This window comes from Alkalilimnicola sp. S0819, from assembly GCF_009295635.1.
Lineage (GTDB): Bacteria > Pseudomonadota > Gammaproteobacteria > Nitrococcales > WHIW01 > S0819.
The window spans coordinates 348844-370137 of sequence record NZ_WHIW01000001.1; the positions used below are offsets into that span (position 1 = coordinate 348844).

At 67.1% G+C, this 21294-nt stretch carries 19 protein-coding genes; 14 read left to right on the forward strand and 5 right to left on the reverse strand.

Translation table 11 applies throughout. The features are described 5' to 3' along the window. Positions 1–66: 66 nt before the first annotated feature. From rpsO to GBG68_RS01755, 4 genes are all read left to right on the forward strand, one after another. Entirely contained in the window at positions 67–336 is a 270-nt protein-coding gene (gene rpsO, locus GBG68_RS01740) for a 30S ribosomal protein S15 (protein WP_152144448.1), read from the forward strand. A gap of 28 nt (positions 337–364) precedes the next feature. Next, entirely contained in the window at positions 365–2455 is a 2091-nt protein-coding gene (gene pnp, locus GBG68_RS01745) for a polyribonucleotide nucleotidyltransferase (RefSeq protein ID WP_152144450.1), read from the forward strand. 293 nt (positions 2456–2748) lie between these two features. Continuing rightward, positions 2749–4710 carry a PHB depolymerase family esterase gene (locus GBG68_RS01750; RefSeq protein WP_152144452.1) on the forward strand — a complete coding sequence of 654 codons (1962 nt, stop codon included), beginning with the start codon at positions 2749–2751 and terminating at the stop codon, positions 4708–4710. A gap of 89 nt (positions 4711–4799) precedes the next feature. Further along, positions 4800–5159 (forward strand): PilZ domain-containing protein, encoded by a 360-nt coding sequence (locus GBG68_RS01755; RefSeq protein WP_152144454.1) that lies wholly within the window; start codon positions 4800–4802, stop codon positions 5157–5159. Here GBG68_RS01755 and GBG68_RS01760 read toward each other — a convergent pair. Further along, on the reverse strand, positions 5120–6190 hold the full coding sequence (locus tag GBG68_RS01760; protein WP_226801512.1) for a hydrolase: 1071 nt from the start codon (positions 6188–6190) through the stop codon (positions 5120–5122). The two genes, GBG68_RS01755 and GBG68_RS01760, sit on opposite strands and share 40 nt — an antisense overlap. Here GBG68_RS01760 and GBG68_RS01765 point away from each other — a divergent pair. The 3 genes from GBG68_RS01765 to GBG68_RS01775 all read left to right on the forward strand — a co-directional run bounded on the left by GBG68_RS01765 (position 6189) and on the right by GBG68_RS01775 (position 7538). Further along, on the forward strand, positions 6189–6854 hold the full coding sequence (locus tag GBG68_RS01765; protein ID WP_152144456.1) for a phosphoribosyltransferase: 666 nt from the start codon (positions 6189–6191) through the stop codon (positions 6852–6854). The genes GBG68_RS01760 and GBG68_RS01765 overlap by 2 nt on opposite strands. Before the next feature lie 85 nt (positions 6855–6939). Then, on the forward strand, positions 6940–7242 hold the full coding sequence (locus GBG68_RS01770; protein ID WP_193222171.1) for a cupin domain-containing protein: 303 nt from the start codon (positions 6940–6942) through the stop codon (positions 7240–7242). Further along, positions 7239–7538: a hypothetical protein gene (locus GBG68_RS01775; RefSeq protein WP_152144460.1), complete on the forward strand. Its 300-nt coding sequence runs from the start codon at positions 7239–7241 to the stop codon at positions 7536–7538. The genes GBG68_RS01770 and GBG68_RS01775 overlap by 4 nt, the downstream gene beginning before the upstream one ends. A gap of 54 nt (positions 7539–7592) precedes the next feature. On the opposite strand, the gene acs is transcribed toward GBG68_RS01775, so the two are convergent. After that, positions 7593–9530, reverse strand: a complete 1938-nt coding sequence (acs, locus tag GBG68_RS01780) for an acetate--CoA ligase (protein WP_152144462.1) — start codon at positions 9528–9530, stop codon at positions 7593–7595. A 305-nt stretch (positions 9531–9835) separates the two neighbouring features. Here acs and GBG68_RS01785 point away from each other — a divergent pair, with 305 nt between their 5' ends. Further along, entirely contained in the window at positions 9836–10060 is a 225-nt protein-coding gene (locus GBG68_RS01785) for a hypothetical protein (RefSeq protein ID WP_152144464.1), read from the forward strand. Positions 10061–10258: 198 nt separating this feature from the next. Here the strand turns inward: GBG68_RS01785 and gluQRS are convergent, their stop codons facing one another. Next, positions 10259–11191 (reverse strand): tRNA glutamyl-Q(34) synthetase GluQRS, encoded by a 933-nt coding sequence (gene gluQRS / locus GBG68_RS01790; protein WP_226801515.1) that lies wholly within the window; start codon positions 11189–11191, stop codon positions 10259–10261. 73 nt (positions 11192–11264) lie between these two features. Here gluQRS and GBG68_RS01795 point away from each other — a divergent pair, with 73 nt between their 5' ends. Both GBG68_RS01795 and GBG68_RS01800 read left to right on the forward strand, forming a co-directional pair. After that, a complete protein-coding gene (locus GBG68_RS01795; RefSeq protein WP_152144520.1) occupies positions 11265–12446 on the forward strand; it encodes a pyridoxal phosphate-dependent aminotransferase in 1182 nt (393 codons plus the stop codon). Positions 12447–12512: 66 nt separating this feature from the next. Beyond that, entirely contained in the window at positions 12513–12857 is a 345-nt protein-coding gene (locus GBG68_RS01800; protein ID WP_193222172.1) for a PilZ domain-containing protein, read from the forward strand. On the opposite strand, the gene cysZ is transcribed toward GBG68_RS01800, so the two are convergent. Both cysZ and queF read right to left on the reverse strand, forming a co-directional pair. Next, the gene (gene cysZ, locus GBG68_RS01805; protein WP_152144468.1) at positions 12842–13633 is read right to left on the reverse strand and encodes a sulfate transporter CysZ; all 792 of its coding nucleotides are present in this window, start codon (positions 13631–13633) and stop codon (positions 12842–12844) included. The two genes, GBG68_RS01800 and cysZ, sit on opposite strands and share 16 nt — an antisense overlap. Positions 13634–13640: 7 nt before the next feature. Continuing rightward, positions 13641–14030, reverse strand: a complete 390-nt coding sequence (queF, locus tag GBG68_RS01810; protein WP_226801517.1) for a preQ(1) synthase — start codon at positions 14028–14030, stop codon at positions 13641–13643. 105 nt (positions 14031–14135) lie between these two features. Here queF and smc point away from each other — a divergent pair, with 105 nt between their 5' ends. The 4 genes from smc (at position 14136) to GBG68_RS01830 (ending at position 21026) form a co-directional block, all read left to right on the forward strand. Then, on the forward strand, positions 14136–17648 hold the full coding sequence (smc, locus tag GBG68_RS01815; RefSeq protein ID WP_152144473.1) for a chromosome segregation protein SMC: 3513 nt from the start codon (positions 14136–14138) through the stop codon (positions 17646–17648). An 18-nt stretch (positions 17649–17666) separates the two neighbouring features. Further along, positions 17667–18566 (forward strand): cell division protein ZipA, encoded by a 900-nt coding sequence (gene zipA / locus GBG68_RS01820; RefSeq protein WP_152144475.1) that lies wholly within the window; start codon positions 17667–17669, stop codon positions 18564–18566. Between the two features lie 28 nt (positions 18567–18594). Continuing rightward, a complete protein-coding gene (ligA, locus tag GBG68_RS01825) occupies positions 18595–20610 on the forward strand; it encodes an NAD-dependent DNA ligase LigA (protein WP_152144477.1) in 2016 nt (671 codons plus the stop codon). 65 nt (positions 20611–20675) lie between these two features. Next, positions 20676–21026, forward strand: a complete 351-nt coding sequence (locus GBG68_RS01830) for a hypothetical protein (RefSeq protein ID WP_152144479.1) — start codon at positions 20676–20678, stop codon at positions 21024–21026. The last annotated feature ends 268 nt before the right edge of the window (positions 21027–21294 follow it).

A 21294-nucleotide genomic window follows, 5' to 3' on the forward strand; every position in this document is an offset into this window, starting at 1 on the left:
GGCTACAATATGCGCTCTTTCCAATACTGTAATACTGCCCATCGCCAGATCAGGAGTTTGAAGCGCATGGCTCTGAATGCTGAAAAGAAGGCTGAAATCGTCAACGAGTACAAGCGTGGCGATGCCGACACCGGCTCCCCCGAAGTGCAGGTTGCGCTGCTGACCGCGCGCATCGAGCACCTGACCGGCCACTTCGCCGACAACAAGCAGGATCACCATTCCCGCAAGGGTCTGCTGCGCCTGGTCAGCCAGCGCCGCAAGCTGCTGGATTACCTCAAGCGCAAGGACCTGGGGCGTTACCAGACGGTCATCGCTCGCCTGGGCCTGCGCAAGTAAACTCTCTACTGGATCGGTTGAATAGCACGTGAATTCTATCCGCAAGACTTTCCAATACGGCGAACATACGGTTTCCCTGGAAACCGGCGCCATCGCCCGACAGGCCACCGGCGCTGTCCTCGTCAATATGTCCGATACCGTAGTCCTGGTGACGGTGGTGGGCAAACCGGACGCTGACGAGGGTCGCCCGTTCTTCCCCCTGACCGTCAACTATCAGGAGCGGACCTACGCCGCGGGCAAGATCCCGGGCGGCTTCTTCAAGCGTGAAGGCCGTCCCAGCGAGAAGGAAACCTTGACGTCGCGCCTGATCGATCGACCGATCCGTCCCCTGTTCCCCGAAGGCTTCATGAACGAGGTTCAGGTCATCGCCACGGTGATGTCCATGAACCCGGACGTGGACCCGGATATTCCGGCTCTGATCGGCACCTCCGCGGCTCTGGCCGTGTCCGGCATTCCCTTCAACGGTCCGATCGGCGCCGCCCGCGTCGGTTACAAGAACGGTCAGTACCTGTTGAACCCGACCTTCAGCCAGCTGTCCGAGTCCGATCTGGACCTGGTGGTCGCCGGCACCGAGCAGGCCGTGCTGATGGTGGAATCCGAAGCCAACCTGCTCTCCGAAGAGGTGATGCTCGGCGCGGTCATGTACGGCCACGAGCAGATGCAGGCCGCCATCCAGGCCATCAAGGAGCTGGTGGCGGAAGCCGGCAAGCCCCGTTGGGACTGGCAGGCGCCGCAGATCGACGAGAGCGTCAAGGCTCGGGTCGCCGAGCTGGTGGAGAAGGACCTCAACGAGGCCTACAGCATCAGCGAAAAGCAGGCCCGCCAGCAGCGCGTCAACGAGATCAAGGACAAGGCCGTGGCCGAACTGGTCACCGAGGCCGAGGACAGCGCGGCCGCCGCGGATGTGAGCAAGGTCTTCAAGAGCATCGAGCAGAAGATCGTGCGGGGCCGGATTCTGGCCGGCGAGCGCCGCATCGATGGCCGCGACACGCGCACCGTGCGCGGCATCAGCTGCCAGGTGAGCGCACTGCCGCGCACCCACGGTTCGGCGATCTTCACCCGCGGCGAGACCCAGGCCATCGTGGTCACCACCCTGGGCACCGGTCGCGACGCGCAGATCATCGATGCCATCGAGGGCGAGCGTAAAGAGCCCTTCATGCTGCATTACAACTTCCCCCCGTACTCGGTGGGTGAAGCCGGCTTCATGGGCGGCCCCAAGCGTCGCGAAATTGGTCACGGCAAGCTGGCCAAGCGCGGTGTGCAGGCCGTGATGCCCAGCCCCGAAGAATGCCCCTACGTGATCCGCGTGGTCTCCGAGATCACCGAATCCAACGGCTCCAGCTCCATGGCCAGCGTCTGCGGCACCTCCCTGTCCCTGATGGACGCCGGTGTGCCCATCAAGGCGCCGGTGGCCGGCATCGCCATGGGCCTGATTCTGGAGGGTGACCGCTTCGCCGTGCTGTCCGACATTCTGGGTGACGAGGATCACCTGGGTGACATGGACTTCAAGGTGGCCGGTAGCGCCGAGGGCGTCAGTGCCCTGCAGATGGACATCAAGATCGAGGGCATCACCCGCGAGATCATGGAAGCCGCGCTGCATCAGGCGAAGGAAGGTCGGCTCTATATCCTGGATGAGATGAACAAGGCGATCAGTGCGCCGCGCACGGAAATGTCCGAGTACGCGCCGCGCATGGTCACCATCCGCATCGACCCGGAAAAGATCCGTGACGTCATCGGCAAGGGCGGTGCCACCATCCGCGCCCTGACCGAAGAGACTGGCACCAGCATCGACATCCAGGATGACGGTACGGTGACCATCGCTTCGGTGGACAAGGCCGCCGCCGATGAGGCCCGTCGCCGAATCGAGCTGCTGACCGCCGATGTGGAAGTAGGCGCGATCTACGAAGGTCGGGTGAACAAGCTCATGGACTTCGGTGCCTTCGTCAACATCCTGCCCGGCCGGGACGGTCTGGTGCACATCTCACAGATCTCCGACGAGCGAGTGGAGAATGTGAGCGACGAGCTCAAGGAAGGACAGACGGTCAAGGTGAAGGTCCTGGAAGTAGACCGCCAGGGTCGCATTCGCCTGAGCATGAAGGCAGTCAACGAGCAGGGCTGAAGCCGGCTCCAAGCACTGTCACCAGAGAGAAGGCCCTGCGGGGCCTTTTCTTTTGGGCGGATGGCCGGTGCGGCTTATAACTAATCCGTACTAGCGATCAGTTCACAGTTTCACTATGCTGCTTGCAAGCACTGAATGATGTGTCAGTATTGGTTATGACCAACAATCGCCGATCAAGAGCGATGGTCGCACAGCAGACGGGCACACATCGGTGTGTTGTGTAGAACAAGAGGTGAAACAAGAATCACCCGTCGGCCAACAAAGAAAACATTGTTCTGAGGAGGACAATCAGCATGGCAGTAAAGCACTCGCGGTTGCGTACCGTGGGGCGTGCGATAGCGTGTACGCTCCTTATGGGCCTGGCGGCTCCCGCCGCCTTCGCCGGTTCCTGGCAAAAGAATGTCTCCATCGGCGGCTTCAACAAGGTCCATATCTACTCCCCTGACACTCAATCCGCGCTGGGCGAGAAGGCCCTGTTGGTGGTCCTGCACGGCTGCACTCAGCCCATCGATGCCTTCTTGACCGCCAATCTGGAAGACGCGGCGGAGGAGCATGGCATGGTCATCGCCGTGCCGGATGCCATGCACAAGGCGGGCTTCAGCTGCTGGTCCTACTGGGAAGGCGCCAAGTCGCGCACCTCCGGCGACTACAAGAACCTGATCAATCTCGCCAACACCATGACCGGTGACCCGGCCCGGGGCATCGACCCGAACCAGGTGTACATCGCCGGCCTGTCCTCCGGTGCGGCCTTCGCGGCCCAGGCCGGCTGTGTGGCCCCGGACGTGTTCGCCGGCGTGGCCCCCAGCGCGGGCCCGACCATCGGCACCAGCTCCGGCGGCGCGATCAGCACCTGTGAGTCGGTGTCTACCTCCCAGTTCAAGTCCCGTTGCGAGAGCTACGCGGGTTCCTACCGTAGCCACCTGGACACGCAGCTCGCGGTGGTCGGGCATGGAACTTCCGATTCCACGGTGAATAGCTGCTACAACGAGCAGAACGCCAAGGGTTTCGCCACCGTTTACGGTGTGTCCAAGCTCTCCGGCACCAAGACCGTCGGCGCCGGCGGCAACACCGCCGAGGAGCACCTGTGGGAAGACGGCCGGGTGGCCATGTTGTGGCTGAACGGTCTGGACCACTCCTGGTCCGGCGGCCAGGGGGCGTCCGGCAGTTACGTGGCCGGCAAGAGCATCAACTTCGCCAGCTACCTGGGTGAGCATTTCGCGCAGTACAACGCGCGTGTGGACCGCAACCAGGGGCCGGAGATCTCCAATCTGGCGGCTACCCCGGTGAACAACGCGCTGGATATCAGCGGCACCGCGGTGGATGCGGAAGGTTCCGTCTCCGAGGTGGCCATTTCGATCACCAAGATCGACACCACCAACCCGGAAGAGGTTGCCAGCCTGACCACCAGCGTCAACGCCTCCAACCAGTTCGCCATCACCAGCGCCAGCCTGCTGGACGGTCTGTACGAGGTTGAGGCCGTGGCCACCGACAACGAGGACAAGGCGGGCGAAACCGCTTCCGTGACCGTTCGTGTCGGACCGCCGCCGGCTGACGAGGCGCCGACGCTGAGCAACATCAGCGCATCCACTAACGGCCAGTGCGCCACTGTCAGCGGCTCCGTGGTTGACGTGAACCAGAACCTGAGCTCCGTCAGTGTGGAATTCGCCAACGGCACCGTGGGCGCCACCGTGGACGGCACCAGCTTCAGTGCCGAGAAGTGTGATCTGCCGGGTGGTACCAACACCGCCACGGTCACCGCCACCGACAGCACCAACCTGAGCAACACCGATTCGGTGAGCTTCGAGGTGGATGCCGGCAAGACGGGTGATTACAACTACCACATCGCCGAAGGTCACATCACCTGGGGCGACGGCTACTCCGCTTGCTACCTGGAGTTCGGCGCGGATCCCTTCACCATGCGTGAGACCTCCGCCGGCGGTGGACAGTGCGAATGGGTTGCCGACGGCGCCCCGTCCTGCAACGGCCCGGTCCAGGCCTGCTCCACCAGCGGTGGTGGCGGTGACCCGGAACCCGAGCCGGAGCCGGAGCCCGAGCCGCAACCGAACGATTGCGAGCAGGTGAGCGCGTACAACTACTACCACAAGACCGGTGGTCGCGCGTACAGCACTGGTAGCAGCTGGAGCCCGAGCTACTTCGCCAATGGCACTGACCAGGCGATGAGCGGGTCCACCTGGGGCTACAACACGCTGCACAGCACCAACGGTACCGACTGGAGCGTGGGCGCCTGCCCCTGAGGCCGGCCCTTTCTGATTAGCTGACTGATGGCCCCGCAGCCTGCTGCGGGGCCTTTTTTCATTCCGAGAGGAATGAACGAGGAGTGTCGATGAGCGACTACGAAAGCGTCCCCGCGGGCAGCGCCGAGCAGCGTGCCCAGCCGCGCTACCGCCTGGGCTATACCCTGCCGGTGCGGGATTTGCGCGGCCGTGCCTTGGGGCAGTTGTCCAATCTCTCCGCGGAGGGGTTTATGTTGGTGAGCGATGAGCCGCTGGAGGCCAACCGCCGCTATGACCTGGTGCTCCAGGCAGAGGGTGGTGAGGTGAGGCTCAGTGCTCGTTGCGTCTGGTGCCAGCCGTCCAGTTACTCAACAAACCACGGGGCGGGCTTTCGAATCGAGGTAGTGCTGGTGGATGATCGTCCGCGGTTTCAGGCATTGCTGCGCACCGCCGGCCCGGAATTGGCCTGAGCCGCCTCCAGCTCTGGGGCGCGCAGGAAACGGGCTATGCGTTCATCCAGCCAGTAGCGTCGATCACCGGGCCGATGGCCGACAAAGCCTACGTGGCCGCCATGCGGGCTGGATTCCAGGCGCACCGTCTCGGGTAGGTCCCGGGGGTCCGGCAGCGTCCGCCGGGGCACGAAAGGGTCATCCAGCGCCTGCAGCAGCAGGGTGGGGCAGCGTATGGGCCGCAGCTTGTCCCGGGTGCTGCAGCGTTCGTAATAATCCGCAGCGTTTTCGAAGCCGTGCAGCGGGGCGGTCAGTTGCTCATCGAATTCCCGCAGGCTGCGCAGCCGTGACAGCTGCGCCAGATCCACCGGGGCATCCGTGCGTCCGGCGAACTTCCGTCTTACCAACCGTTTGAGGCTACGCAGCAGGTCTGCCTGGTAGATTCGGGCAAAGCCCCGTTCCAGGGCATCGGCGCAGGCTCCGAGATCGTAGGGCACCGAGACCGCCACGGCGGCCTCCAGCGGCGCCCCGGCGCCCTGCGCGGCGAGCCAGTTCAGCAGGATGCTGCCCCCCAGCGAGAACCCTACCACCGACAGCCGATGCTGCCCCAGGAGCAACCGTCTGGCCGCGGCGTCCAGGTCCTCCGCGGCGCCGGCATGGTAGAAGCGATCGTGCCGATTCGCCATGCCCACGCCCCGGTTATGCATGACCACCGGGCAGAAGCCCTGCAGATCCAGCCGCTGGGCCAGGCCAGCGATGTACTGTGAGTGGCAGTTTCCACCCAGGCCGTGCAGCAGCAGGACCCTTGGGCGGGCGGGCTGCGGCCCCCAGAGCAGCTGCAGACAGTCGCCGTCCGGCAGTTCAAGGGTCTCGGGCTGCCAGCGCAGCCGAGGCCGGCGGCGCAGCAGGGCCGGCCAGAGGGTCTGCAAATGGGGGTTGCGCAGCCATGGGGGTGGCTGGAAGTCGGAATCGTGCACGCCGGAGCTCGTTACCAGGGTACGGGTATGTGATTGTTTCACCATCGCGGCGTGCTTGCACGGGAGAGATGCCATGGGGCTTCCTTACGAGAACCGCGACGCCGCCGGTCGGGCATTGATCCGCGCGGTGCGGGAGCGGGGTTGGGTCAGACCCGACCTGCTCGTGTACGGCTTGGCCCGGGGCGGTGTGCCGGTGGCCGCTGAAATCGCCCGCGCGCTGAACGTACCGCTGGAGGTGATGCTGGTGCGCAAGCTGGGAGCTCCGGGCCAGGAGGAATTGGCGATGGGCGCGATTGCCAGTGGCGGATTCGAGGTGCTCAACACCGAACTCATGGGCTTGCTGGGTGTGGACGAGGCGGCACTTGCGTCGTTGCGCCGCGCGCAGCAGCGGGAACTGGCGCGGCGGGAGCGCCTGTATCGCGGCTCGCGTGTGCCCGCGCAGCCCGCCGGGCGCCCGGTCTTGCTGGTGGATGACGGGGCGGCCACCGGCGCGAGCATGGCGGTGGCGGCCCGAGCGCTGCGTGGGGCACGGGCGGCGCGGGTATGGCTGGCCTTGCCCGTGGCGGCGCAGGAGGCGCTGCGGCGGCTGGAGGCGGAGGCCGACGGGGTGCTGTGTCTGGCGTCCCCCGAGCCGTTTCTTGCCGTTGGCGCCTGGTATCAGGATTTCCGGCAGACCAGTGATGAGCAGGTGCGTGCCTGTCTGGCGGCTTCACCTGGCGAGCCCGGCGGAGTATCGTGAGCGCCGCGACGACGCGACGACGCGACGACGCGACGGGGCTGTTCCCGCCTCCGCGGATTCGCCTGAACTACACGGTAGGAGCGGCATGCGGCAATTTGATCTGGAGCGCATAGGTGACGGGCTGGAGGAGCTGGCCCGCACCGAGCGCAGCGAGGGGCTGACCCTGGTACTGCACCCGGGGCAGTTCTGCGAGCCCGAGCCAGCGCCCACGGACCAGTGGCTGTTGGTGCTTTCCGGGCGAGGGGTCGCCACGGTCAATGGGCGGGAGCTGGCCCTGCGCGGCGGCACCCTGCTGCTCATCGAGCGGGGCGAGTTCAACGAGCTGCGAGCGAGCGGCAAGGGCCCCCTGCTGTTGTTCCAGTTTCAGTCCAGGGAAGCGAGGCCATGAAGCTGTTGAACGTCAACGAACTGCTCGCCGGCGAACAGCTGCTGGCCGATACCGGGCTGAGCCGGGCGCTCAGCCTGGTGCTGGAGCCTGGGCAGGAGCACCGATTCTCCTCTGGAACCGATCGCGACCGCTGGCTGCTGGTGCTCTCCGGCGAGGGGCTGCTGACCGGCCCGGATGGCGACGAGAAAGCCGCGCTGGGGCCCGCGGGCCTCGGCCTGGTGACGGCGGGCGAGCCGTGCGTGCTGCGGGCTCGCGAGGGCGATGAGCCCCTGGTGATGCTCTGTTTCGAGGCTTGAAGGCCGGGGCTTGGAGGTATCGCTAGCCTCGATTCCGCCCCGGCGACATCGTGGCTACCTGTTGGCCCGGTGCTCCAGCAGGTCGTCCACCACGGTGGGGTCGGCCAGGGTGGAGGTATCGCCCAGGGCGTCCACCTCGTTGCAGGCGACCTTGCGCAGAATGCGGCGCATGATCTTGCCCGAGCGGGTCTTGGGCAGCCCCGGGGCCCACTGGATCACGTCCGGTTTGGCGATGGCGCCGATCTCCTCGATGATCAAGCCGATCAGCTCTTTCTTCAGCTCCTCCCCGGGTTCGGCGCCGTCCACCAAGGTGACATAGGCATAGATGCCTTGACCCTTGATGTCGTGGGGATAGCCGACCACCGCGGCTTCGGCCACCTTCGGGTGCAGCACCAGCGCGCTTTCCACCTCGGCGGTGCCCATACGGTGCCCGGAAACGTTGAGCACATCGTCCACCCGGCCGGTGATCCAGAGGTAGCCGTCCTCGTCCCGCCGTGCGCCGTCGCCGGTGAAGTACTTGCCCGGATAGGCGGTGAGGTAGGTGTTCATGAAGCGCTCGTGGTCGCCGTACACGGTGCGCATCATGCTCGGCCAGGCGCGGGCAATGACCAGATTGCCCTCGCCGGCGCCTTCCACCAGATTGCCCGCGTTGTCCACTAGTTGCGGCTCCACGCCGAAAAAGGGCTTGGTAGCCGAGCCGGGCTTGGCGGCGATGGCGCCGGGCAGGGGGCTGATCATGATCGCGCCGGTCTCGGTCTGCCACCAGGTATCGACGATGGGGCAGCGTTCCTCGCCCACCACCCGGTAGTACCACTCCCAGGCCTCCGGGTTGATGGGCTCGCCCACGGTGCCCAGCAGGCGCAGGCTGGCGCGTGAGCTGCGGGTAACGAAGTCATCGCCCCGGCCCATCAGCGCCCGGATGGCGGTGGGCGCGGTGTAGAAGATACTCACCTTGTGCTTGTCCACCACTTGCCAGAAGCGGGAGGCGTCCGGGTAGGTGGGCACGCCTTCGAAGACCAGGGTGGTGGCCCCGTTGGCGAGCGGCCCGTAGACGATGTAGGAGTGGCCGGTGACCCAGCCCACATCGGCGGTGCACCAGTAGACCTCCTCATCCTGGTAGTCGAAGACGTACTTGTGGGTCATGGCGGCCTGTAGCAAATAGCCGCCGGTGGTGTGCAGCACGCCCTTGGGCTTGCCGGTGGAGCCGGAGGTGTAGAGGATGAAGAGCGGGTCTTCGGCGTCCATTTCCTCGGCCGGGCAGTCGGTGTCGGCGGCGCTCAGGGCCTCGTGCCACCAGATGTCACGGTCATCCTGCCAGTGGATGTCGCCGCCGCTGTGTTTGACCACGAAGCAGCTGTGCACCGCGGGGCATTCCGCCAGGGCCTTGTCGGCGTTGGCCTTGAGCGGTGTGTGCTTGCCGCCGCGCACGCTCTCGTCGGCGGTGACCAGCACCCGGCAGTCCGAATCCTGAATCCGGTCCTTCAGCGCCTCCGGCGAGAAACCGCCGAACACCACCGAGTGCACGGCGCCGATGCGCGCGCAGGCGAGCATTGCCACGGCGGCCTCGGGGATCATGGGCATGTAGATACTGACCCGGTCGCCTTTCTTCACGCCCCGGCTCTTCAAGGCGTTGGCGAAGCGGCAAACCTGCAGGTGCAGCTCGCGATAACTGATGTGCTTGCCCTGATCCGGCTCATCGCCCTCCCAGATGATGGCGGTCCGATCGCCCCGCTGCTCCAGGTGCCGATCCAGGCAGTTCCAGGCGACATTCAGCTTGCCCCCCTCGAACCAGCGGATCTCCCCCTTGGCCAGGTCCGAATTCTGCACCCGCTCCCAGGGCTTGAACCAGTCGAGGAACCTCTCCGCCTGCTCCGCCCAGAAACTCTCGGGCTCGTCCAGCGAGCGCCGGTACAGGGTTTCGTAATCGGCTGCCTTGATCAGGGCCCGCTCCGCGGCACTGGCGGGAACCGGGTAAATCTTGCCGTTGGACATGGATCCTCCTCCTGGATCGGATGTGCTTGTCGCTTTGTGTGATTTCGTCCGAATGCATCAATTCCAATGCTAGCAAAGGCCCGACGCTTTGCGCTCTCGCGGCGGCGGCCCCCAATGCCGGATAGAGCGGCGCAGGCCCAGGCGCGCCGTTTCGGCGTTAGGTTCGGTGGCCTTGTCCGCCAGGACGCTTCGCCTGGGCAGTCGAGGAAACGCGGTTCCCGCCCATCCGCGAGAACCTTGGCAAAGGGCTATACTGTTGGTACGTGGACCCTGGGGGTTCCCGGTAAGGACGGGGGAGGCTGCCAATGTATACCGATGGCGCGGGTTTCATCAGCTTCTGTATCCTGGCCGTATCGCTGATGTTGGCGGTGGCCAGCACCAGCGTGTTGGTGCAAAGCCTGAATGAGATGCGCCTTGCCCAGGGCCGGGGGTCGACGCGCGGGCGACCGGCGCGTCGCCTGCGTCTGTCCTGTCTCGGTCTGCTGGGGGCGGTGCTGTGCGCCGCGCTGGGGGTCTGGCTGTTGAGCTGAGCCAGGCGCCGAGTGTGGCTGGCCCCGCGAATGGTGGATCTGTTGCCGCGGCAGGTGGCCGCTTCCGCGGATGAGTTCGTTCGGGCTGTGCCCAGGGCCTTCTGGCGCTTTATCGTCGTGGGGCGCGGCCGAGGGGTGCCGAGCTGTCGCGGGGGCCGTGGGAATCGATGGCTCTCTCCCCGGGGCGCCAGAAACCTTTTATTCGCCCGTTGGGCTCAGCATCCCGGCAAGCCGAGGAATGCGCTCCAGAGACCAGGTATTCCGTGCCCAGTCCAGCAGCTCCGCCACCGGCGCGCCGTGCAGCCCGGCCGGTGGCGGGTGCCCGAGGAAGCCCAGCGCCTGGGCCAATTGCGGACCGGGGTCGGCATCGTCCAACGCCTTGGCGAAGGTCTGCTTGCTGAGCTTGGTGCCGTGGCGGTTCATGGCCAGCGGCAGGTGGGCGTATTCAGGGCTGGGCAGGCCCAGCAGATGCTGCAGGTGGATCTGCGGCGGCGTACAGGCCAGCAGGTCCTGGCCGCGCACCACTTCGGTGACCCCCGAGGCAGCGTCATCCACCACCAGGGCCAGGTGGTAGGCGAATAAGCCATCGGCGCGACGGATGGCGAAATCGCCGATTTCGGCTTCCAGGTCCGCCTGCTGAGGGCCCTGGATGGCATCCTCGAAGGCGATGCGCGCGCCACGGCTGTCCACCCGCCAGCTGCGCGCCGACTTCCCGGGCGACAGACCGGCGCGGCAGGTGCCCGGGTAGATCACGCCGGCGGGGCCGGGGCGGCCGCGGGCCTGGATCTGCTTGCGGGTGCAGAGGCAACCATAGGCCGCGCCGGCGTCGATCAATTGCTCCAGCGCCGCCTGGTAGGCTTCCTGGCGGGCGCTCTGATAGACCACGGCCCCATCCCAATACAGCCCGAAGGCTTCGAGGCTGCGCAGGATGGCGCTGTCCGCGCCGACCATCACCCGTGGCGGATCCAGATCCTCGATGCGCAGCAGCCACTGCCCGTCCCGGCTGCGGGCCTGCAGCCAGCTGCCCACGGCGGCGAGCAGGGAGCCGAAGTGCAGCGGGCCGGTGGGCGAGGGGGCGAAGCGGCCAATGGGGTGTGATTTCTGCATGGGCGCATTGTAGTGATTTATCATGGGCGGCCGAAATCGCCGGCGGCCGTCATGGCCGGCCCGGCCCTCCTTCAGGCAGGATATCCCCGTGACCGAGATGCACTCCCTCCCCGCCCTGGCCGAGCGCCTGCAACACATCCACCCTTTCCAGGTCATGGAATTGCTGGGCCGCGCCCGGGCCCTGGAGGCCCAGGGGCGGGATATCGTGCACATGGAGGTGGGGGAGCCGGACTTCGTTACCGCCGAGCCCATCCTGCAGGCAGGGATGGCCGCGCTGCGGGCCGGGCAGACCCGGTACACCGACGCGGGCGGCCTGCCCGCCCTGCGCGAGGCCATCGCCGGGCATTATCGGCGCGAGCACGGCGTGACGGTGGACCCGGCACGGATCTTCGTTACCCCGGGGGCGTCCGGGGCGCTGTTGCTGGCGCTGGCCTTGTTGGTGAACCCCGGGCAGCAGGTGCTGCTGCCGGACCCGGGCTACCCTTGCAACCGCCATTTCGTGCGGCTGCTCAACGGCGAGCCGTGCAGCGTGCCGGTGGGGGCGGACACGGCCTATCAGCTGAGTCCGGAGTGCCTGGATGAGCACTGGGATGCGCGCACGGTCGCCGCGATGGTGGGCTCGCCGGGCAACCCCACCGGCACGGTGCTGAGCGGGCCGGCGCTGGCCGCACTGGCGGACGGTTGCGCGCGGCGCGGCGGTATTCTGCTGGTCGACGAGATATACCACGGCCTGAGCTACACCGATGCGCCCCTCGCCAGCGCGGCGGCACTGGATACGCCCACCCTGGTGGTCAACAGCTTCTCCAAGTACTTCGGCATGACCGGCTGGCGGCTGGGGTGGTTGCTGGTGCCGGAAGGCTGGGAGCGGGCGACGGAGAAGCTGGCCCAGAACGTCTTCATCGCCGCCTCCGCGCCGGCCCAGCACGCGGCGCTGGCCTGTTTCACCGAGGAGGCCCGGGCGGTGTTCGAGCAGCGCCGCCAGGCCTTCCGTGAGCGGCGGGATTATCTGGCGCCGGCGCTGCGGGCCCTGGGCTTCCACATTCCGGTGCTGCCCGGTGGCGCCTTCTATTTGTACGCCGATGCCTCCGAGCACACCCGGGACAGTCGCGATTTCGCCGCGCGGTTGTTGGAGCAAGCGGGGGTGGCCGTGACACCGGGCTGTGATTTCGGTGATCATCAGGCCTCCCGGCATCTGCGTTTCGCTTACACCACGGGTTTGGCGCAGCTTGAAGCCGGGGTGAGAGGGATCTCACAGTTTCTGGGGGAGGATCGCGGGTAAGATGGGGAGCCCCTTTTTCCATTACGCCGATCCGGATAATAACGAATGCAGCCAAAGGCCCAAAACATGGAAACAGCGGACCGCCGCTTTGATAAACGCGTCGCCGTGGACCTGCTCTGCACCCTGGTTCTGCCCAGCGGCGTGAAGCACTCCGTCATGGCCCGCAACCTCTCCGGGGGCGGTGCCTACGTGGAGGTGGAAACGCCCCTGAGCCGCGGCGAGCAGGTGGAGCTGAGCTTCAATCTGCCCACCCAGGGGCGCTTGCGTCGGGTGCATACGCGCAGCGAGATCATCCACGGCCCATCCCGAATATCCATGACCGCCTTCGGGATTGGGGTGCGTTTTGTGGAGCTGGACGAGGAGGGCGCCGAGCTGGTCGACGCCTTCATCGATACTCAGCCGGCGCTCTGAGCGCGCAGCCGCTCATGCCATAGCCAGGTAGCGGCGATCACCCCGGTGGGCATGGCCAGCAGGTTCAGTACCGGCACCAGGGTCATGGCCAGCAGCCCCAGCCCGAAGCCGAAGGCCAGGCCGCGGCGTCGGCGCAGCAGAGCGCGCTCCTCGGCGAAGCGGTACCCGTGGTTGGCCATGGGGTAGTCCATATACTCCAGCGCCATGACCCAGCCGCCGTAGGCCGCCCAGAGGAAGGGAATCAGCAGGTTCACCACCGGCACGAAGAACAGCACCGCCGAGAGCGCCAGCAGGGGCAGGGCGAGCAGCGCGAAATAGGCGAGCTTGCGCAGTTCCGTGGCCACCGACACGGCGGCTTCCAGCGCGATGCCTTGGCCGGGCAGTTCCGGCGGCTGGCGTCCGCCGCTCAGCTCCCGTTCCAGGCGCGCGGCCAGCATGCCGTTGAAGGGCGAGCCGAGCAGGTTCGCCACCACGGTGAAGCTGTAGAACATCAAGATGCCCGCGGCGAGCACGAATATCGGCCAGAACAGCCAGGCGAGGATGCTCAGCAGCCCGCGCATGAAACCGTTCCAGGCCCCCTCGCCGCTGTAGGCGGACGGGTCCGGCAGCCAGGCGGCGAGCAGGGCGGCGAACTGATCGGCGGCGAGCCAGAACAGCCCGATGAAAACCAGCACGTTCACCAGGATGGGCAGCAGCACGTAGCGCCGGGTGCCCGGGCGCAGCAACTGGCCGAAGGCCCGAGGGATGTAGCTGGCGCCGAGCAATAGATCCTTCATGGGGCGCTCAGGGCAGCTGCACCGGGGCAGGCGGCGTCCAGCCCGGTTGGCGGTGCTCGGCCACCACGGTGGTGTACACCCCGCCGCGCACGTTGAACTCGGCGGTCACGCGCATGAAGCGCGGCTCGGTGGCGGCCACCAGATCGGCCAGGATTTCGTTGGTCACCGCTTCGTGGAAGGCGCCCCGGTCGCGGAAGCTCCAGAAGTACAGCTTGAGCGCCTTCAGCTCCACGCAGCGCTGCTCGGGGATATAGTCGATGAAAAAGGTGGCGAAGTCCGGCTGGCCGGTCTTCGGGCAAAGACAGGTGAACTCGGGCACCCGGATGCGGATGGTGTAGTCCCGCTCGGGGCTGGGGTTGTCGAAAGTTTCCAGATCTGTGTTCGGTTGCGTGCTCATGGCTTTCCAATGATGATGGGTGTCGGGATAATGGCGGCGCATTGTACCGCCGCGTCACGCCCCAGGCACGCCGGACGGGAATAAAACCACGAGCATGAAGGCCAGATGCGGCTGAAGAAGATCAAACTCGCCGGTTTCAAATCCTTCGTGGATCCCACCACGGTGGTGTTCCCCAGCCAGCTGGTGGGCATCGTCGGGCCGAACGGCTGTGGCAAGTCCAATGTGATCGACGCGGTGCGCTGGGTGATGGGCGAGAGCTCCGCCAAGTACCTGCGCGGCGAGTCCATGACCGACGTCATCTTCAACGGCTCCGCCTCCCGCAAGCCCGTGGGGCAGGCCTCCATCGAGCTGGTGTTCGACAACACCGAAAGCGGCCTGGGCGGGCAGTACGCCAGCTACAACGAGATCTCGGTCAAGCGCCAGGTCAACCGCGAATCCCAGTCCCACTACTACCTCAACGGCACCCGCTGCCGTAAGCGCGACATCACCGATGTGTTCCTGGGCACCGGCCTGGGGCCGCGCAGCTACGCCATCATCGAGCAGGGCATGATCTCGCGGGTCATCGAGGCCAAGCCCGAGGAGCTGCGGGTGTACCTGGAGGAGGCCGCCGGGATCTCGCTCTACAAGGAGCGGCGCCGTGAAACCGAGCGACGCATGCGCGGCACCCATGAGAATCTGGAGCGCCTCAACGATCTGCGCGACGAAGTGGGCCGACAGCTGGAGAAGCTCAAGCGCCAGGCCGAGATCGCCGAACGCTACAAGACTCTGCGCGCCGAGCAGCGGCAGAAACAGGCCGAGCTGCTGGCGCTGAAACTGCGTGCCCTGGACACCGAGGCTGCGGCCGTGCTGGGCCGCCTGCGCGAGCGCGAGACCGCGCTGGAGGCCGAGATCAGCCGGGTGCGTGGCGCCGAGCGCGAGGCCGAGGAGGCCCGCGCCGTGCACGCCGAACTGGGGGACTCGGTACACGAGATCCAGGGCCGCTACTACGCCGTGGGCAGCGAGATCGCCCGGCTGGAACAACAAATGGCCCACCAGAAGGAACTGCGCGAGAAGCAGGCCCGGGAACTGGACGTGGCCGAGCAGGCGGTGCAGGAGCTGGAACGCAGCCGGGAGCAGGATCGCGAGAAGCTCACCGTGCTGGAGGCGCGGCTCGAAGAGCTGCAGCCGGAGCTGGAGGAGTTGCGCGAACTGGAGGCCGAGACCGGCGAGCGGGCCGAACAGGCCCAGGAAGCGTTGGAGGAATGGCGCGCCCGCTGGGAGCGTTTCAACGCCGACAGCGCCGAGCACCTGCGCACCGCCCAGGTGGAGCGCACCCGCATCGAGCAGCTGGAACAGCGCGAAGAAGAACTGGCCCGCCGCCGCGACCGGGTGGATGAGGAACGCCAGGGCATGCGCCTGGACGAGCTGGAAGCGCAGATCCGCGAGCTTGCCGACGAAGAGGCGGGGCTGGCCGAGGAAATGGCTCAGGGCGAGGAGCAGCTGGCCGAGGGACAGGAGCGGTTGGCCGAGCTGCGCGAGCAGCACGAAGCGCTGGGCACCGAACTGGAAGATTGCCGCGGCGAGCGTCAGAGCCTGCAGGCCCGGCGCACCTCGCTGGAAACCTTGCAACAGGCGGCGCTGGGCCAGGACGACGGCCCCCTGAGCCGCTTTCTGCAAGAGCACGGCTTGGCCGAAAAGCCCCGGCTGGCCGAGCGGCTGCAGGTGGAGCCGGGCTGGGAGGCCGCCGTGGAAATGGTCCTGGGCGAAGCCCTGCAGGCGGTTTGCCTGGAGGGCATGGACCCCGCCGGCATGGACCTGGAAAGCCTGGCCCAGGGCCATCTCATGCTCTTCGATCCGCAGGCCGCGAGCGAGGGCGGTCTGCGTGCCGGGGCGCCGCTCGTCGACAAGCTAAGTGCCGATTTCCCCCTCAGTGATCTGTTCGCCGGCATTCATGCCGCGGAGGATCTGGCCGCCGCCGAGGCACTGCGCGCCCGCCTGTCCCCGGGGGAATCGGTGATCACCCGCGACGGCCTGTGGCTGGGCCGCAGCTGGCTGCGCATCCACGCTGGCGAGCAGGCCGGCGGCGGGGTGCTGGAGCGCGGTCGCGAGATCGAGCGCCTGGACCGGCAGCTCGCCGCGTTGGAAATGCGCATCGCCGAGGACACCGAAAGGCTGGAGGAGCTGGGCCACGCTCTGTTGGAGGCCGAGGAACGGCGCGAGGAAGTGCAGGACATGCTGCAGGGGCTGCACCGGCGCCATGCCGGCGCGCAAAGCCAGCTGGAGAGCCGCGAGCAACGCCTGGACGAGGCCCGGGAGCGGCGCGAGCAGCTGCTGGCCGACGCCGAGGAACTGCTGGAGCAGCAGGAGCAGGCCCGAGAGGCTCTTGGCGTCGCTCGAGCCCGCCTGCAGCAGGCCCTGGAGCGCAGCGAAGACCTGGACGAGCAGCGTGAGCGACTGCAGGAAGAAAAGGACCTGCTGCAGGACGAACTGGACAATCTGCGCGAGCAGCTCCACGGCTACCGCGACCGCCGCCACGAGCTTTCCCTGAAGCTTGAAAGCGCCACCACCGCCCGTCATTCCCTGCAGGAAACCCTCGCCCGGCTGAACGCTCAGCGCGACCGGCTGCACGCCCGGCGCGACGAGCTTCGTGAGGCCTTGGCCGCCCTGAGCGAGCCGGAGCGGGATCCGGGCGGCGAGCGGGACCGGCTGCTGGATCAGCGCGTGGACGTGGAGCGGGAGCTGAACGAGGCCCGGGCGCGGCTGGGTGAGACCGAGCACCGCCTGCGGGAGCTGGAGCAGAACCGCCTGGCCGCCGATCAGGCCGCGCAGAAACTGCGCGAGGAGCTCGAAGGGCTGCGCCTGCGCCAGCAGGAGCTCAAGGTTCGCCGCGACACCCAGTACGAGCAGTTGCAGGAAATGGATTACAGCCTGCCGGCGCTGTTGGAGCTACTGCCCGAGGACGCCGAGGCCGGCCAGTGGCAGGAAGAGCTGCAGCGACTGGAAGGGCGCATTGCCCGGCTCGGTTCCATCAACCTGGCGGCCATCGAGGAATATCAGCAACTCGATGAGCGGAAAGCGTATCTGGACGCCCAGCACGAGGACCTCACCCAGGCCCTGGAGACCCTGGAGTCGGCCATCCGCAAGATCGACCGCGAGACCCGCCAGCGCTTCAAGGAAACCTACGAGAAGGTCAACGAGGGCGTGCAGCGGATCTTCCCGCGGCTGTTCGGCGGCGGGCAGGGATACCTGGAGCTCACCGGCGAGGATCTTCTCGAGACCGGCGTGGCGGTAATGGCGCGCCCCCCCGGCAAGCGCATCAGCAACATCCACCTGCTCTCCGGCGGCGAGAAGGCGCTCACCGCGGTGGCGCTGGTGTTCGCCATCTTCGAGCTGAACCCGGCGCCCTTCTGTATGCTCGACGAGGTGGATGCGCCGCTGGACGAGGCCAACGTCGGGCGTTTCTGTGAGATGCTCCGGGAAATGTCCGACCGGGTACAATTCATCTTCATTACCCACAACAAGACCACCATGGAGATCAGCGAGCACCTGGCCGGTGTGACCATGCAAGAGCCCGGGGTGTCGCGACTGGTGGAAGTGGACGTGTCCGAGGCCGTGGAACTGGCCGCCGTTGGGCAATGAAGCAGGCAGGGATGAGAAATGGATAGTTTGCGCTGGATACTGCTGATCATCGGGCTGCTGCTGGTGGCCGCCGTATTTCTCTATGGCTGGCAGCAGGAGCGCCGCCGCCGGGGCGGCGGCCAGGGTCGGCGGCGCGCCCGCTCGGGCCGCGAGCGCGAGCCCGACTTCGACGCCGCGCTGGACGAGCTCGATTCCCTGATCGTCGAGGAGAACGGCGGCCCCGAGCCGCGCCTGGGCGACACGCCGGCACCCGAGCCAATGCCGCCGGCCCGTGAGCCCGCGCCGCGTGAATTCGCCCCCGAGGCTGAACATGCCCCCGAGCCCGATATCGAGCTCCCCCCCGAGGCGCCCGAGGAGCGACCCGACCGCGCCGCCTCCGCCGCGCCGGCCCAGCAACTGGCCAAGCTGCGTGAAGGCCTGCGCGAGCGCCTCAAGCGCCCCGCACGGGAAGAGCCGGCGCCCGAAGTGCAGGGGCCGGGCGAGAAGATCGTGGTGATCAATGTCAGCGCCGGCGAGGATGCGCTCTTCCACGGCCGTGCTCTCACCGAGGCCCTGGAGCGGGCCGGCCTGCGCTTTGGCGAGCACGAGATCTATCATCGGGTGCTGGACACCCGCGACGGCCCCATGGCGCTGTTCTCGGCGGCGAACATGGTGGAGCCGGGCACCTTCAGCCCGGACAGCCTGGAAGAGCTCTACACGCCGGGCGCGGCCTTCTTCATGCAGCTGCCCGGTCCCTTCGACGGGCTTACCGCCTTCGAGCAGATGCTGGAGGCCGCCCGCGGTGTCGCCGAGGAGCTGGGCGGCTATCTGCTGGACGCGCGGCGCTGCGATCTGAGCCGCCAGGCCATCGAACACATGCGCGAGGATCTGCGGGAATACCGCCGGCTGGCGCATCTGGCCGCCCGTAAATCCCGCTGAGCCCGCCCGGAAACCCCACCCAGGCACCATGAACACGACCATCGACGATGCCACCGCCCGGGCCGCGCAGCTGCGCGAGAGCCTGCACTATCACAACCACCGCTATTACGTCCTCGACGATCCGCAGATCAGCGATGCCGAGTACGACGCGCTACTGCGCGAACTGCAGGCGCTGGAAGCCCGGCACCCAACGCTGCGCACCCCCGACTCCCCCACCCAGCGGGTGGGCGCCGAGCCGCTGGCCGCCTTCGGCGAAGTCCGCCACGGCGTGCCCATGCTCAGCCTGGACAACCTCTTCTCCGAGCAGGAGCTGGAGGATTTCGACCGGCGCATTCGCGAGCGCCTGGCCGTGCAGGCGGTGGACTACATCGCCGAGCCCAAGCTGGACGGTCTCTCGGTGAGCCTGCGCTACGAGGACGGCCTGCTGGTGCAGGCCGGTACCCGGGGTGACGGCCGGGTGGGGGAGGACATTACCCTCAATTGCCGCACCATCCGCAGCATCCCGCTGAAACTGCACGGCGCGGGCTGGCCGGCGCGCCTGGAAGTGCGCGGCGAGGTGGTGATCCGCACCGCCGATTTCGAGCGCCTCAACGCCCAGCGCGCGGCCCGTGATGAAAAGCTCTTCGCCAACCCGCGCAATGCCGCCGCCGGCAGCCTGCGCCAGCTGGATCCGCGGCTCACCGCCCGGCGCCCCCTCAGTTTCTTCACCTTCGGCACCGGCGAGAGCTCCGCGCCCATTGCTCCCAGCCACCACGAAGTGCTGGCCCGGCTGGAGGACTGGGGCTTCATGGTGAATCGCGAAGTGGAACGGGTGCGCGGTGCGGCCGGCTGCGAGGCCTATTACCAGCGCCTGCTGGCGCGTCGTGACGCCTTGCCCTTCGAGATCGACGGGGTGGTCTACAAGGTGGACGATCTGGCCGCCCGGGAGGAGCTGGGCTTCACCGCCCGCGCCCCGCGCTGGGCCGCCGCCCACAAACTACCCGCCCGGGAGGCCACCACCCCGGTGCGCGAGATCTGGGCCTCGGTGGGGCGCACCGGGGTGCTCACCCCGGTGGCGGAGCTGGAGCCGGTACAGGTGGGCGGCGTGACCGTCAGTCGCGCCACCTTGCACAACCTGGACGAGGTGCGGCGCAAGGACGTGCGCGCCGGGGATACCGTGATCATTCGCCGGGCGGGCGACGTCATTCCCGAAATTGTCAGCGTGGTCGCGGACAAGCGCGCCGAAGGCGCCGCGGAATGGCAGATGCCCGAGCGCTGCCCGGTGTGCGATTCCGAAGTGATCCGCCTTGAGGGCGAGGCGGCCCATCGCTGTATCGGCGGGCTGTATTGCCCCGCCCAGCGTACCGGGGCGTTGAAACACTTTGCCTCCCGCCGGGCCATGGACATCGACGGGCTGGGTGACAAGCTCATCGAACAGTTGGTGGCCAGCGAGCGGGTGCACACGGCGGTGGATCTGTACCGGCAGCACAAATCCAATCTGCTGGGTCTGGAGCGCATGGGCGAGAAATCCGCCCAGAAGCTGCTGGACGCCATCGAGCACTCCAAGGCCACCACCCTTGCGCGTTTTCTCTATGCGCTGGGCATCAATCAGGTGGGGGAAGTGACCGCCCAGGCCCTGGCCGCCCACTTCGGTGACTTGCCGCCGCTGCTGGAGGCCGACGAGGCCGCCTTGGTGGAAGTCCCCGATGTGGGTCCGGTCGTGGCTCAGAGCATCCGGCATTTCCTCGACCAGCCCCATAACCGCCAGGTCATCGACGGCCTGATCCGTGCCGGGGTGCACTGGCCGGTGGTGGAGCGACCCTCCCCCGACGAGCAGCCCCTGGCCGGGCAGACCTTCGTGCTCACCGGCACCCTGGCGGGCATGAGCCGGGGCGAGGCCAAGGCGGCGATTGAAGCCGCGGGTGGCAAGGTCACCGGCAGTGTCTCGAAGAAGACCGACTATGTGGTGGTCGGGGAGTCGCCCGGCTCCAAGGCGGACAAGGCGGAGAAGCTGGGGGTCGCCATGCTGGACGAGGCGGCGCTGCGGGAGCTGCTGGGAACTTGACGATCTGGTCAGGTGAGGCAACAATCAAGTCGTTCGCAAGCCCGAACAATAAACAAGGAACGACTATGTTTGGAAAGCTCAAGGAAGCGGCGGGCGGTGCAGCCGTGCAAAAGGTCGTGGACGCGATCTCCCCCCAGTTGATGGAACACACCGACAAGCTCACGGCGCTCAAGCCCGAGTCGGTGCGATGCGATGACACCTATACCGAGACGTTCGTGCAGCCCGCGCTGCTGGCCGTCTCTGCCGCCAGCAGCGGCGTGACGAAGCTGATTCCGCGCTTTGAAGAGCGCTTCTCCGCGGCCCTGTTGCATCTGCGCGATGAGCTGCTGGACCTGGGCGGCGAGCGTGTTGCGCTGGTCGAAGGCTTCCAGGAGCGTTTGCCGGAAGTCATGCTCAGCGGGCTCAAGAAAGCCTGATCTGCCACAGGGCTTGTGGACAGGCCTGCGAGGCCGGAGCCCGCCGTTTTCGGCGGGCTTTTTTTTGAGTCATCGCGCTTTGGCGGGAGAGCGGCGGCCTAGGGAGCGGGCCCTGTGGCGAGGCTTGTGGTGCTGGTGCTGGTGCCGGGGTGGGTGCCGGGGTGGGTGCCGGTTCCGGGGTGGGTGCGGCCTGGGGCGGCCCACGATTTGGCCCGGCTACGCCGGGCTCCCCTGCGCTTCTCGCCGGAAAGGGGCGGGTTGCAAACTC

Bases quoted from the DNA above. Each gene is read 5' to 3' on its own strand.
- rpsO (WP_152144448.1), top strand. From the start codon at position 67: ATGGCTCTGAATGCTGAAAAGAAGGCTGAAATCGTCAACGAGTACAAG.
- GBG68_RS01750 (WP_152144452.1), top strand. From the start codon at position 2,749: ATGGCAGTAAAGCACTCGCGGTTGCGTACCGTGGGGCGTGCGATAGCG.
- GBG68_RS01755 (WP_152144454.1), top strand. From the start codon at position 4,800: ATGAGCGACTACGAAAGCGTCCCCGCGGGCAGCGCCGAGCAGCGTGCC.
- GBG68_RS01765 (WP_152144456.1), top strand. From the start codon at position 6,189: ATGGGGCTTCCTTACGAGAACCGCGACGCCGCCGGTCGGGCATTGATC.
- GBG68_RS01760 (WP_226801512.1), bottom strand. From the start codon at position 6,190: ATGGCATCTCTCCCGTGCAAGCACGCCGCGATGGTGAAACAATCACAT.
- GBG68_RS01770 (WP_193222171.1), top strand. From the start codon at position 6,940: ATGCGGCAATTTGATCTGGAGCGCATAGGTGACGGGCTGGAGGAGCTG.
- GBG68_RS01775 (WP_152144460.1), top strand. From the start codon at position 7,239: ATGAAGCTGTTGAACGTCAACGAACTGCTCGCCGGCGAACAGCTGCTG.
- acs (WP_152144462.1), bottom strand. From the start codon at position 9,530: ATGTCCAACGGCAAGATTTACCCGGTTCCCGCCAGTGCCGCGGAGCGG.
- GBG68_RS01785 (WP_152144464.1), top strand. From the start codon at position 9,836: ATGTATACCGATGGCGCGGGTTTCATCAGCTTCTGTATCCTGGCCGTA.
- gluQRS (WP_226801515.1), bottom strand. From the start codon at position 11,191: ATGATAAATCACTACAATGCGCCCATGCAGAAATCACACCCCATTGGC.
- GBG68_RS01795 (WP_152144520.1), top strand. From the start codon at position 11,265: ATGCACTCCCTCCCCGCCCTGGCCGAGCGCCTGCAACACATCCACCCT.
- GBG68_RS01800 (WP_193222172.1), top strand. From the start codon at position 12,513: ATGGAAACAGCGGACCGCCGCTTTGATAAACGCGTCGCCGTGGACCTG.
- cysZ (WP_152144468.1), bottom strand. From the start codon at position 13,633: ATGAAGGATCTATTGCTCGGCGCCAGCTACATCCCTCGGGCCTTCGGC.
- queF (WP_226801517.1), bottom strand. From the start codon at position 14,030: ATGAGCACGCAACCGAACACAGATCTGGAAACTTTCGACAACCCCAGC.
- smc (WP_152144473.1), top strand. From the start codon at position 14,136: ATGCGGCTGAAGAAGATCAAACTCGCCGGTTTCAAATCCTTCGTGGAT.
- zipA (WP_152144475.1), top strand. From the start codon at position 17,667: ATGGATAGTTTGCGCTGGATACTGCTGATCATCGGGCTGCTGCTGGTG.
- ligA (WP_152144477.1), top strand. From the start codon at position 18,595: ATGAACACGACCATCGACGATGCCACCGCCCGGGCCGCGCAGCTGCGC.
- GBG68_RS01830 (WP_152144479.1), top strand. From the start codon at position 20,676: ATGTTTGGAAAGCTCAAGGAAGCGGCGGGCGGTGCAGCCGTGCAAAAG.